This window comes from Acidiphilium sp. PA, assembly GCF_026191915.1.
Lineage (GTDB): Bacteria > Pseudomonadota > Alphaproteobacteria > Acetobacterales > Acetobacteraceae > Acidiphilium.
In genome coordinates this window covers 1-13037 of the sequence record NZ_JAIMBY010000013.1, presented here as the reverse complement: position 1 = coordinate 13037, position 13037 = coordinate 1, and the positions used below count along the sequence as shown (strand labels likewise).

10 protein-coding genes are annotated in these 13037 nt (G+C 64.1%); 6 read left to right on the top strand and 4 right to left on the bottom strand.

The genetic code is table 11. From position 1 onward, the window contains the following. Positions 1-5: 5 nt before the first annotated feature. Positions 6-875 (bottom strand): MBL fold metallo-hydrolase, encoded by an 870-nt coding sequence (locus AruPA_RS14610; protein ID WP_265637473.1) that lies wholly within the window; start codon positions 873-875, stop codon positions 6-8. A gap of 261 nt (positions 876-1136) precedes the next feature. Beyond that, positions 1137-2420: a serine--tRNA ligase gene (serS, locus tag AruPA_RS14605; protein WP_265637472.1), complete on the bottom strand. Its 1284-nt coding sequence runs from the start codon at positions 2418-2420 to the stop codon at positions 1137-1139. A 184-nt stretch (positions 2421-2604) separates the two neighbouring features. Between serS and AruPA_RS14600 the strand changes: the two genes are divergently transcribed. After that, positions 2605-2913, top strand: a complete 309-nt coding sequence (locus AruPA_RS14600) for a cupin domain-containing protein (protein WP_265637471.1) — start codon at positions 2605-2607, stop codon at positions 2911-2913. Positions 2914-2937: 24 nt separating this feature from the next. Here AruPA_RS14600 and yghU read toward each other — a convergent pair whose 3' ends face one another. Together yghU and AruPA_RS14590 are read right to left on the bottom strand one after the other, a co-directional pair. Then, positions 2938-3819, bottom strand: coding sequence for a glutathione-dependent disulfide-bond oxidoreductase (gene yghU / locus AruPA_RS14595; RefSeq protein ID WP_265637470.1), 882 nt, complete (start codon positions 3817-3819; stop codon positions 2938-2940). A gap of 209 nt (positions 3820-4028) precedes the next feature. Next, positions 4029-5663, bottom strand: coding sequence for an electron transfer flavoprotein-ubiquinone oxidoreductase (locus AruPA_RS14590; RefSeq protein ID WP_265637469.1), 1635 nt, complete (start codon positions 5661-5663; stop codon positions 4029-4031). Positions 5664-5805: 142 nt separating this feature from the next. Between AruPA_RS14590 and AruPA_RS14585 the strand changes: the two genes are divergently transcribed. The 5 genes from AruPA_RS14585 to AruPA_RS14565 all read left to right on the top strand — a co-directional run bounded on the left by AruPA_RS14585 (position 5806) and on the right by AruPA_RS14565 (position 12815). After that, on the top strand, positions 5806-6639 hold the full coding sequence (locus AruPA_RS14585) for a uracil-DNA glycosylase (protein ID WP_265637468.1): 834 nt from the start codon (positions 5806-5808) through the stop codon (positions 6637-6639). 113 nt (positions 6640-6752) lie between these two features. After that, positions 6753-8612 carry a lytic transglycosylase domain-containing protein gene (locus AruPA_RS21700; RefSeq protein ID WP_322784405.1) on the top strand — a complete coding sequence of 620 codons (1860 nt, stop codon included), beginning with the start codon at positions 6753-6755 and terminating at the stop codon, positions 8610-8612. Between the two features lie 91 nt (positions 8613-8703). After that, a complete protein-coding gene (locus tag AruPA_RS14575) occupies positions 8704-10407 on the top strand; it encodes a tetratricopeptide repeat protein (protein ID WP_265637467.1) in 1704 nt (567 codons plus the stop codon). A 460-nt stretch (positions 10408-10867) separates the two neighbouring features. Further along, a complete protein-coding gene (locus tag AruPA_RS14570; RefSeq protein ID WP_265637466.1) occupies positions 10868-11116 on the top strand; it encodes a hypothetical protein in 249 nt (82 codons plus the stop codon). A 433-nt stretch (positions 11117-11549) separates the two neighbouring features. Continuing rightward, positions 11550-12815, top strand: coding sequence for an integrase family protein (locus tag AruPA_RS14565; protein ID WP_265637465.1), 1266 nt, complete (start codon positions 11550-11552; stop codon positions 12813-12815). Positions 12816-13037: the final 222 nt, after the last annotated feature.

The window sequence follows — 13037 nt, the reverse complement described above, 5'->3', positions numbered from 1 at the left end:
GCCGATCAAAGTGTGTTCAACGGAATTTTCAGATAGCGCCGGCCGTTGCCGGACGGGTCCGGCAGATCACCGCCGCGGATATTGACCTGGAGTGACGGCAGGATGAGCACCGGGGCCGGCAAGGTGGCATCGCGCTTTTCGCGCGTCGCGACGAAATCGGCCTCGCTGATGCCGGTGTGGATCTGGACATTATGGGCACGCTGCGCGCCGATCGTGCTCTCCCAGGCCGGTGCGCGGCCGCCGGGCTGGTAATCATGCGCGGTGAAGACCCGCGTTTCGGGCGGCAAGGCGAACAGGGTCTGCACCGAATGATAGAGCGCATGGGCATCGCCGCCGGGAAAATCGCAGCGCGCCGTGCCGTAATCGGGCATGAACAGCGTATCACCCACGAAAACCGCATCGCCGATGCGATACGACATGCAGGCCGGCGTGTGGCCGGGCGTGTAGATCGTCTCGGCCGGGATGGTACCGATCGCGAATGGTTCGTGGTCTTTGAACAGATGATCGAACTGGCGGCCATCGGTCGCGAAATCGGGGCCAAGGTCGAAAATATCGGCGAACTTGCTCTGGACCGGCGCAATATGGTCGCCGATGCCGATGACGCCGCGGCCGAGACGGCGTTGCAGATAGCGGGCGGCGGAGAAATGATCGGCATGGACATGCGTCTCGATGATCCAGTCGATCGTCAGGTCGCGCGCGCGGATCGCATCGATCAGGGCATCGGCCGAAACGGTCGAGACGCGGCCGGCTTTCGGATCATAGTCGAGCACGGAATCGACGATCGCCGCATGATGGTTCGCGGGATCGATCACGATGTAGCTGATCGTGCTGGTGGCCGGATCGTAGAACGGCAGAACCTCGGGGCGGTTGCTCATCGACGCTGAACTCCTGGACCGCTAAATATTCTGACACTTGAATATGTATCGAGGAGCGGTGTTTGTCAAGCGTTGGGGTTGGTGGCGGCAGGGATCGTGAAGGGTAAGGGAAGAGTCCTCTTTTTTGTGAACAAAAAAGCGAAAAAACTTTGTTACTCTGGGTCCGTGCGGGTGAAACCGCCCATGCCCCAGCTTAAAAAAGTTTTTTGCTTCTTTTTTACAAAAAAGACGTCTTCGCTTCCCTTACATACGCCAACCGCCCTACCCGATCCGGCTTTTACCGGCCATGTAGGGACGCAGCGCCTCGGGGATCGTGATGGTGCCGTCCGTGTTCTGGTAATTTTCCAACACGGCGATCAGCGCGCGGCCGACGGCGATGCCGGAGCCGTTCAGCGTGTGGACGAATTCGGGTTTTGCCGGTTTGGCGCCGCTCTGCGCGGGGCGGTAGCGGGCATTCATGCGGCGGGCCTGGAATGCGCCGCAATTCGAGCAGGACGAGATTTCGCGATACATCCCCTGCCCTGGCAGCCAGACCTCGAGGTCGTAGGTTTTGGCGGCGGCAAAGCCGGTGTCGCCGGCGCAGAGCAACATGCGGCGGTAGGGCAGGTCGAGCCGTTCGAGCACGGTCTCCGCACAGCGGGTCATGCGTTCATGCTCGTCGGCGCTGGTCTCGGGCGTGGTGATCGAGACCATTTCGACCTTCCAGAACTGATGCTGGCGCAGCATGCCGCGCGTATCGCGGCCGGAGGCACCGGCTTCGGACCGGAACGACGGGGTAAGTGCCGTGAAGCGGAGCGGCAGTCTGGCAGCGTCGATGATCTCGCCGGCCGCAATGTTGGTAAGCGGGACTTCGGCGGTGGGGATGAGGTAGCGGTCATCCGTGGTCTTGAACAGATCCGCCTCGAATTTCGGGAGTTGCCCGGTGCCGAACATCGCCTCGCGATTGACCAGCAGCGGCGGCGCGATTTCGGTGTAGCCATGCTCGGCGGTGTGCAGATCGATCATGAACTGGCCGAGCGCGCGTTCGAGCCGGGCGAGGTCGCCGCGCAGGATGGTAAAGCGGCTGCCGGCGATTTTACCGGCGGTCGCGAAATCCATCAGGCCGAGGGCTTCGCCGAGTTCGAAATGCTGTTTGGGCGGGGTTTCGAAATTCGTGATCCGGCCGAAGCGGGATTGTTCGACATTGCCGGATTCATCGGGCCCATCGGGCACGTCGGGGTCGAGGAGATTGGGCAGACCGTCGAGCCCGTCGTTGACGGCATCATCGAGCGCCGGCAGGCGCGATTCCAGAGCCTCCATCGCCGCACGGATGGCCGAGCCGCGCGCTTCGAGCATGGTGGTATCGGCTTGATCGCGCTTGGCCTGGCCGATCTGCCTGGCGATGGTGTTGCGCTCGGTTTGCAGGCTTTGCAGTTCGGCTGAAATGGACCGGCGCTCGTGATCGCCGCGCATGATCGCGGCGCTGGCGGCGTGGGTTACTCCACGGCGGCGCAGCGCGGCATCGAACGCTTCGGGGTTGTCCCTGATGGTTTTCAGATCATGCATTCTGGGTGGGGTCCTGGATCAAGGAAGGGTAGGGAGCGCGTGTTCCTGCACTATAAAATGGCGGGTTCGATTTCGATGGCAAACGCCGCGAAACCCTATATGCGATTATCCCGACCTTCGCTACGCAAGCCCGATCCGCAGCAAGCGCGCGGTTTGCATGTTCAACCCCGACAGGAAACGCGAGATGACCCGCCCCGCCGCCGTGCCCACCGTGCAGATCGACAATGGCGTATTCCGGGTCACCGAATGGCGCTTCGCCCCCGGTGCCGCGACCGGCTGGCATCGCCATGCGCTCGATTACGTCGTCGTGCCGATGTCGACCGGGCGGCTGCTGCTGCGCGAGCCGGGCGGCGCCAAGCGGCATGCCGCCCTCACCGCCGGGGTCAGTTACAGCCGCCCCGCCGGCGTCGAGCATGATGTGATCAACGACAACGCAACGGAGTTCGTGTTCATCGAAATCGAAACCAAACGGACCGGCGGTGAGGCATGCTGACCGCAGCACCGGCCCTTCGGTCGGTCAATCCTGCGCGACGAGCTTATCCTGCGTCCTTGTCTCGAAATCGCCGGCGTCGTGCCGCTCGTGCAGCTGCGTCTCCGGCTCGCCGAACACGCGGTTGACCATCCGCCCGCGCTGCACCGCCGGCCGCGCCGCGATCGCATCCGCCCAGCGCTGCACATTCGCATAGCTGGCGACGTCGAGAAATGTCGCCGCCGCGCCATACAGCCAGCCCTTCGCCAAGCCGCCATACCACGGAAACACGGCCATATCGGCGATCGTGTATTCATCCCCGGCCAGATACGCGCTCTCGGCCAGCCGCCGGTCCAGCACATCGAGCTGCCGTTTGACCTCCATCGCGAAACGGTCGATCGCGTAGCGGATCTTGGTCGGCGCATAGGCGTAGAAATGTCCGAACCCGCCACCCAGATACGGCGCGCTACCCATCTGCCAGAACAGCCAGGACAGGCACTCCGTCCGCGTCTCGATATCGGCGGGCAGGAATTCCCCGAATTTTTCGGCCAGATACAGCAGGATCGCGCCGGATTCGAACACGCGGCGCGGCTTGTCGCCGCTGTGATCGACCAGCGCCGGGATTTTGGAATTCGGATTGGCGGCGACGAACCCGGTGCTGAACTGATCACCCTCGTCGATGCGGATCAGCCAGGCGTCGTATTCGGCGCCCCGATGGCCGCGCGCCAGCAGCTCTTCGAGCATCACCGTCACCTTCACCCCGTTCGGCGTGGCGAGCGAGTAGAGCTGCAACGGATGCTTTCCCACCGGCAGCGCCTTTTCATGCGTCGGCCCGGCGATCGGGCGGTTGATGTTGGCGAACCGGCCGCCGTTTTGCGCGGGCTCCCAGGTCCACACGTCAGGCGGCACGTAATCGGTCTCGTTCGTCATGGTCAGGCGATCTCCAGTTTCATTCGTCCGGCCAAGGCCCGTCCTGCATAAAGGACATGGCCATCGGCCCGCTCGGTGGTGCCGCACAAGCAACCGGCCCCGCGCCGGGCGAACCCGGGCGCGGCGGACCTGCTGATCCGGCTTGCGCCAGAGTTTGGCGCAGACGGGCGGAAAATCAATTCCACGCCCCGACCGGCCTCGCCCGGACGCTACATGCCGCCCGGATAGGCCGGGCCGCCGGCGCCTTCGGGGACGACCCAGTTGATATTCTGGGTCGGGTCCTTGATATCGCAGGTTTTGCAATGCACGCAGTTCTGCGCGTTGATCTGGAGCCGCGGCGCGCTGGTTTCGGCCCCGATGATCTCATAGACGCCGGCGGGACAATACCGGGTCTCCGGGCTGCGAAACCTGGCCCAATTCACCGTGATCGCCACGGCCGGGTCGCGCAGCGTCAGGTGGGCGGGCTGGTTTTCCTCGTGGTTGGTGTTCGAGAGAAACACCGAAGACAGCCGATCGAACGTGAGTATCCCGTCGGGTTTCGGGTAGGCGATCGGTGTCGCCTGGGCTGCCGGCCGCAGCGTGGTGTGATCGGCGTGGTTGCGCAGCGTCCAGGGCGATCTGCCGCGCGTGACATAGGTTTCGAACGCGGCGTTGGCCAGGCCGCCGAGCATGCCGAACCGGGCAAAGCCGGGGCGGATGTTGCGCACGGATTCGAGTTCCGGCCACAACCAGGACGCGCGGATTTTTTCGGGAAACGCATCGAGTGTCGCCGGCCGGCCGCCCGCGAGCGCCTCGGCGATCGCCTCGGCCGCGAGCATGCCCGATTTCATGGCGGTATGGGTGCCCTTGATTTTCGGCACGTTCAGGAACCCCGCCTCGCAGCCCACCAGCATGCCGCCGGGAAACACCAGCTTCGGGATCGATTGGAACCCGCCCTCATTCAGCGCGCGCGCGCCATAGGAAATCCGTTTGGCGCCCTCGAAATAGGGTTTGATCGCCGGGTGGGTCTTGAAGCGCTGCATCTCCTCGAACGGCGAGAAGAACGGGTTTTCGTAATCGAGCCCGACGACGAAACCATAGGCCATCAGATTGCCGCCGAGATGATACAGGAACGACCCGCCATAGGTTCTGGTATCGAGCGGCCAGCCGATACTGTGCATCACCAGCCCCGGCTTGTGGCTGGCGGCGGGCACTTCCCATAGTTCCTTGATGCCGATGCCATAGGTCTGCGGATCGACGCCGGCGTTCAGCCCGTATTGCACCATGAGCTGCTTGCCCAGGCTGCCGCGGCAGCCTTCGGCGAACACGGTGTAGGTCGCGCGCAGTTCCATGCCGCGCTGATACAGTTCGGTATGCGCGCCGTCCTTGCCGATCCCCATGTCGCCGGTCGCGACGCCGACCACCCGGCCCGCCTCGATCAGCACTTCCGCGGCCGCGAATCCGGGGTAGATCTCCACACCCAGCGCCTCGGCCTCGGCGCCGAGAAACCGCACGACGTTGCCAAGGCTGACCACGTAATTGCCGTGGTTGTTCATCTGCGGCGGCGTCGGCAATTTATAGCTGCCGGTCGCGGTGAGGAACATGAACCGATCCTCGCCGGCCGGCACCGAGCCATCGATCGCGCCGATATCCGCCGCGGGGAGCAATTCGGCCATCGCGCGCGGTTCCAGCACGCAGCCCGAGAGAATATGCGCCCCCACCTCGCCGCCCTTTTCGACGACGCACACGCTGATCTCCGGGTTCAGCTGTTTGAGCCGGATCGCCGCGGCCAGCCCGGCCGGTCCGGCGCCGATCACGACGACATCGAACTCCATGGCTTCACGCGCTTGATCGTGCTCGGACATCGGTTTCTCCCGGAGCGATTGACGTAAACGATATGGTCATATCATGCGGGCGGACCGATTGGTAAAGCCCCGCGCCCGATCAGGCGAACCCGCCCCGATCATCGCCATTGCGCTATACCGGCTTCCTGCGTCACATCGTCGCATGCACCCGACCGACCCCATCCCGCCCGACCTCGCGCTGGCCTGGCTCGCGCTCCAGGCTGAATGGGGCGCGGTCGATGGTCTGGCCGATACCCCGCAGGACCACACAAAACGGCCGCTGCGCGCCGAGCCGGCCGCCGTGATCGCGCGCCGCCCCGCCACGCCGGCGCCACCGCGCGCGGCCACCCTCCCCATCACCGCCGCGCCGGCCGCTGCCCAGTCCCTCGCCGGGCTGCGCGCCGCGCTGGAAGCGTTCGACGATTGCGCGCTCAAGCGCACCGCCACCCAGCTCGTCTTCGCCGATGGCAGCGAGACCGCCCGCATCATGCTGATCGGTGAAGCGCCGGGCGGCGAGGAAGATCGCGCCGGCCGCCCCTTCGTCGGCCCGGCCGGCCAGTTGCTCGACCGCATGCTGGCCAGCATCGGGCTCGACCGCACCCTGGTGCGCATCGTCAACGTGGTGCCCTGGCGGCCGCCGGGCAATCGCAATCCGTCCGAGGCCGAAATCGCCCAATGCCTGCCGTTTCTGCACCAGCACATCGCCCTGATCCGCCCGCAGCGCCTGCTGCTGCTCGGCGCGGTGGCGGTGCGGGCACTGATCGGCGGCAAGGAGGGCATCAGCCGGGTGCGCGGCAGCTGGAAACCGGTCGCGATCCCCGGGCTCGATCAGCCGGTCCGCGCCATGGCAACCTATCATCCGGCGTTCCTGCTGCGCCAACCCGCGGCCAAGCGCCTCGCCTGGACCGACTTGCTGACATTGCGGCAGGACTGTGTCGAAGCTGGCGTTTTGGACGATGCTGCCCTGCAAAAAACGCAATCGATCACGGAAAGTTGATATCAGTTCCGTAACGTAAGCCCCTCTAATCGCATATTTTGTTTAAATAATAAGAACTGGTCTCAATTTAAGGGGTTGCCGCAGCCCGGATAAGCCGTGTAGCCCCTTGGCTCATGCGAGGGGCCGTTAAAAAGCTCTCCCGCCTAAGTGTCGCCCGGGCGTGTATCGTCTCCGCGGCACTGCTCGCCACCGTCGCACCTGCGTGTGCGGCACCGGCCGGGCAAAGGGGGTCTACAACCGCGAAACACGCTGGCGTCAGCCAGCCGGCAACGTCCTCACCCGGATCAGCGGGGTCCGAAAGCGTTGCCTATGCCATCCCGCGCGGCACGCCGTTGGACGGCGCCGAAACCATGCTCGCGCAGCCGCTCACCCCCAGCGACGCCGCGATCTACCAACGTATTTTCGCCGATCAGCATGTCGGCCACATGGCGGCGGCGCAACGTCTGCTCGCACGCGTCGAAAACCCGCTCCTCAAGGGTCAGGTGCTCGCACAGCGCTACCTCGGCCCCTACCATCATGCCACCCCCGCCGAGCTCGAGGCCTGGCTTGCCGCCTACAACGGCCAGCCGCATACGCTGCGCATCCGCGCCCTCCTGCTGCAGCGCCTGCCCCGGGGTGCGACCGCCCCGGCGGCCGATGTCGCCTATCTGCCGGAGCCGGTCATGGCGGCGGGCAGCGCGGCACCACCGCCACCCCCCGGCGTCGCCGTCCCGCGTTATCTTGCCGATCGCGTGGCAAATCTGACGCGTTCCGGCCATACCAGCCTCGCGATCGATCTGATCGGCCGGGACAATCATATCTCCACCGCGGCCGGTGCCGCCCTACGCGGCGATGTCGCGCGTAATCTCTTCATCAACGCGCGCTATGCCGAGGCCTTCACGGTTGCGAGCCAGGCGGCCCACGAAGGCGGTGACGCCGTCTGGCGCCCCGATTTCATCGCCGGCCTCGCCGCCTGGCAGCTGGGCAACATCGCCGGGTCCCTGCCCTATTTCAGCGCCGCAGCCACCGCGACCCACACCAGCGCGGGCCAACGCGCAGCAGGCGCGTTCTGGGCCGCCCGCGCCGCGCTGCGCCTGCGCCATCCCGACGCCTATCTCCATTGGCTCGATCAGGCCGACAAGGCGCCCGACAGTTTCTACGGCATGCTGGCAGGGCGGTTGCTCGGCCATGGTCTCGATGGCACCGGCCTGTCCGCCAGCCTCTCCGAAGCCGATATCGAAGCGGTCGCCGCGCACAAGGACGGCGCGCTCGCCTTCGCCCTGATCGAGGCCGGCCGGCCGGCCGATGCCGCCCGCGCGCTCCGCGCCCTGTGGCCGCAAATCCGCCGGCAGGCCGATCTGGGCCGGGCCGTCATGCGCGTCGCCGCCCGGGCCGGGCTGGTCGATGTCGCCGTGGCGCTCGACCGGACGCTGCCCGGCAACGCCATCGCCGGCGCGCGCCTGCCGTTGCCGGCCCTGCATCCGGCCGGCGGGTTCAATGTCGATCCATCCCTCATCTATGCCCTCGCGCGCACCGAATCGGGCTTCAACGTCAATGCCGTCTCGCCGGTCGGCGCGCGCGGCCTGATGCAGTTGATGCCGCAGACCGCCGCCGCCATGGCCCGCATCGGCGGCATCGGCGGCAACATGAGCGCACCCGCCGTCAACCTCGCACTGGGCCAGAGCTATCTGCGCTACCTCGGCAAGCAGCCCGGTGTGCAGCGCAACCTGCTCGACATTCTCGCCAGCTACAACGCCGGGCCGGTCGCCGCCGCGGCCTGGGCGCACACCATCCATGACGGCGGCGATCCGTTGATCTTCCTCGAATCCATTCCGCTTTCGCAGACCCGCCGATTCGTCCGCCAGGTCCTGGCCGACAGCTGGCTCTACGCCGAACAGCTCGGCACCACGCCGGAAAGCCTGGACGCGATCGCCGAAGGCAAATTCCCCCGCCTGTCCCCCTACGGCACCGCGCTGGCCGACGCCGGCGACTGATCCCGCCCACCATCACGCCCCGCCGGCCGATCGTACCGGGTCGATCCCGCCCGACAACCCCATCTTAAGATTTCACCGCTATCGTAAGGCGATGAACCACCCGCTCGACCCCAATGCCCTCGCCCCCCAATCCCTATCCCAGGTGTCCGTCGAACAGGTCTTCAAGGATGGTTTACGCGCCTATCACGCGGGTGACCTGTCCCGCGCCGTCGAAGCGTTCTCCCAGGTTCTGGTCCAACTCCCCGGTTTCCCTCCCGCGCTGACCAACCGCGCCCTCGCGGCCTGGTCGCTCGGCGACCTCGATCATGCGGCGGCGGATGCCCAGGCCGCCTGCCACGCCACGCCGGACCTTGCCGAGGCGTGGCTGGTCGCCGGCGCCATCCTGATCGATCGGGGCGATCCGCCGGGCGCGATCAGCCATTATCAACGCGCCGTCGCGCTCCGCCCCGAGCTCGCCGCCGCTCGCGCCGGTCTTGCCGCCGCCTGCCTCGCGGCCGGGCAGCACGCCGGCGCCGAACAGGCCGCCGCCCTCGCGCTCGCGCTCGACCCGAACTGCCTCCACGCCCGCTTCACCCTGGGGTCAGCCCGTTCGGCGCAAGGCGATCCGCTCGGCGCGATCCACCAGTTCGATCACGTCCTCGCGGCCGATACCGCCCATGCCGGCGCCTATCTCAATCGCGGCAACGCGCGCATCAACCGCAACGACATCGAGGGCGGTATCGCCGATCTCCGCGCCGCGCTCGCGGTCAACCCCGGGCTGAAGGAAGCCTGGGCGAGCCTCGGCGTCGCCCTGACCATCGAGGGCGATACCGCAGGCGCGATCACGGCGTGCGATCATGCCATCGCGCTCGACCCCGATTTCGCGGTCGCCCACTGGAATCGCGGGGTCGCCGCCCTGCTCGCCGGTGATTTCGCGACCGGCTTCGCCGCCTATGAATGGCGCAAACGCCATCCCGTCTACGGTTCGCATTTCGATCGCCTGCCGGCGCCGACGTGGCAGGGCGAACCGCTCGCCGGCCGGCACCTGCTGGTGCGCGCCGAACAGGGGCTGGGCGATACCATCATGTTCGCCCGCTTCCTGCCGGCACTCGCAAGCCAGGCGCGTCACCTCACCCTCGCCTGCCACAAAACCCTCCACACGTTGTTCGCCGGCATGGGCATCGGCCTGTGCACGCTCGATGACCCCGCCCCGCCCGATGTCGATTGCGCGATCGACCAGATGAGCCTGCCTCACGTCCTGGCACTCACACCCGCCACCATCCCCGCCGCCCAGGGCTACCTCGCACCCACCCCGGCGAACGCCGGCCACTGGAACATCGATCGGTGGCGCGCCGCCCTTGCCCATCAGCGCCAACCGGGCCAACGCCTGATCGGCCTGGTCTGGGCTGGCAACCCCGGCCACAACAACGACCAGCGGCGGTCCCTGCCACCGGGCGCGCTCACGCCGGTGCTCGCCGTGCCGAACACAAGCTTCATCGCCCTGCAGCTCGGCGCGCGCCAGGCCGAATACGACATCCCCAGCCTCGCGCCGCAGATCTCCGATTTCGCGAGCACCGCCGGCATCCTCGCCAATCTCGACGCCATCGTCACCGTCGATACCTCGATCGCCCACCTCGCCGGCGCCATGGGCAAACCCTGCCACGTCCTGCTTTCCGCCTCATGCGACTGGCGCTGGCTGCTCGGCCGCACCACCACACCCTGGTACGACCACGTCCATCTGCACCGCCAATCCCGCCTCGGCGACTGGTCCGGCCCAATCCAATCGGTGCTCGCCGCGCTCGCATCTTCCCCTTGATGGCCCGGTCCGGCTGATCCGCCAGTCCGGTGATCATTTCGGCCGCCAAGTTGTCCTCGATGTCGCCCGTTTCGTTGAAACATTGCCGTTGTCCCTCCCCGGTGATCATTCCCCGCCCACCACCGGCTCACGATTAGCCCGCACGATGGGGAAGATGGTCTGGCTGCCCGAGGCGCGAGGGTCAGCCAGGCGGCCGTCGCGCGGATGCAAGCGTCACGCGAAGGTCCCGCCCGCCGGCATAGAGTGTCCGGCCCCAGCTCAGCATGCAGCGCCCGTACCGGTATCCAAATGCCTGACGCATCCCTGTGATCCGTTCATACGATCATGCCGTGGAAATCCCCGCGCAAATCGTGATCAGCGACCAACAGTATTCGTACAATAATTTTTGTATAAACAACGGTCTATCGAAATGAATGGCCACGATTTCATTTGAACCCGCCGCCTGCGACCGCCATTTCGAGTGAACTACGGGATCAATCCGTGGATCAACGCAAAGGAAACCCACATGGCCAGCTCCAACCACAAAGAAGCAGCGAAAGCCCACGAAACGGCAGCGAAAGCGCACCATACCGCCGCTGAACACCATGACAAAGGCGATCACGCCGCTGCCCAGCAGCATTCCACCAAGGCGCATGAACACTCGAGTGCCGCTCACAAGCATTCGACCGATGCACATCAGCAAAGCGGCAAGGCGGCCGGCAAGCACTAAGCTTTCGTTTAATATCCAGGTGTCGATGGTCTCATTGCGAGTCCGTCGGCACCGTGGTCAACTTCAAGCTGATTGGCCACGGGCTGTGGTGCCAGTCCCACAACCGGCATCCGTATCCCACCGGGACCCGTGACAACAATGCCGCCGGCAGAGCCGATCGAAATCCGGCTGACGCACTGAAAATATGGTGCCGACACCCGGGATTGAACCGGGGACCTACTGATTACGAATTTATAAAACAACTCTTCGATATCATACGACAGGACACGAAACGATACAATTTTCTGTCCTTAGTTTGTTGATTTTTATGGAGAATTGGTGCTACGTCGGAGATTGTCGTAGAGGTCCCCGCTGACTTCCAAAGAGTCAAACCCCGTACTAAACCCTTACTAAAATTCCCGCTTGGCCCCAGCGTTTAATCAGTAGTTCCGAAATGCCCAATCAAAGCCTGCTCCTCACCGATAAATCGGTCGATAAACTTCCCCTGGCATCCGCCGGCCAATATTTTGTACGCGATACCGAATTGGCTGGATTTTCAATCCTCGTCGGTAAGCGAACCAAGACCTTTATGGTTCAAGGAGAATTCTGGCGTGACGGCAAACGTCAATTCTCGGCGCGGCTAAAACTTGGCGAATGCGAGGAGATCACCGCCCGTGACGCACGGGTCAAGGCGAAGGCGGCGTTGGCCTCGATCGCAAAAGGCGTCCGGCCCGGCGAAGTGGCGAGTACGCGATCTGAGGAGGTCACGCTACGCGAGGCCTGGGAGCGTTACCGCGACGCTCACATGAAGCGGAAAGGAAGGAACACTAAGACTATCCAAGGGTATAAGGATCATGTTGAGCGGCTCTTCACGGACTGGCTCGATATTTCCTTGGGAAAGCTCGGCCGGGCCCCAAAAATGGTGGCAGACCGTCATGATGAAATCACAGAGCAGAACGGCCCTTATATGGCGAATAACTCCATGCGCACGCTGCGCGCGATTTATAATCACGCTCTGAAAAGCAATCCTGTCCTACCTGCGAGAAACCCGACCATCGCGATCGACTGGAACCGTGAGATTCGTCGGGATACTGGCCTGGGGCCGGCAGAGATTCCGGGCTGGCTCGCCGCATTGCTGAAGGTGTCCAACCCGATACGTAGAGAATTCCACTTGTTTTCATTGCTGAGCGGTTCACGGCCGGATGCCCTCAGGCGCGTACGCATTGAGCACATCGACTTTCGCCAACGAATTCTTCATTTTCCCACCCCGAAGGGTGGCGCCAAAAAAGCGTTTGATATTCCGCTCTCGCGGCCAATGATGCGATCAATTATCCGGACTATGCGCGTTGGACGGGCATTATATCAGGAGCACGCCGAGTTCTGGCTATATCCAGCCAACAGCAAGGACGGCCATCTGGTCGAATACTGGGAGAATCGCGAATTTTTGCCGCAATGGGGCAATGATCTCCGGCAGACCTATCGGACCGTTGCTCAGGCAGCTGGCTTGTCTGAAATCGACATTCATCTGCTTATGAACCACTCCCTGCCCGGCGTGAATGCTGGCTACATCACGCGGGAGCGGCTATTAAACAATCACCTTCGCGAGCAGCAGGAGCGCATTTCAAATGTTGTTATCGCCAGCGTTGAGAAAGTCAGTCAGGATATCCGCGACGATTTGACGGTTTGGCTCGGTAGCGCAAAGCTTAATTTCGACAAATGATTGATAGTATTATGGAGTTTTTAAGAAATTGTTACAGTAAACAATTTTTGCTATTATGCAAAATAGACTGCGGAACAATCATTTATGGTAACCGTTCACACCCCCGGGTCAGATCGCTAGCTGGGCAGGGATGGTGGGCAGCAGATTGTTAGAGCGAGCGGCGGTGATGAGGGCGTAGGCATAGGCCCATGGATCCGTGCGGCGCTTGCGGCAGGTGTCAAT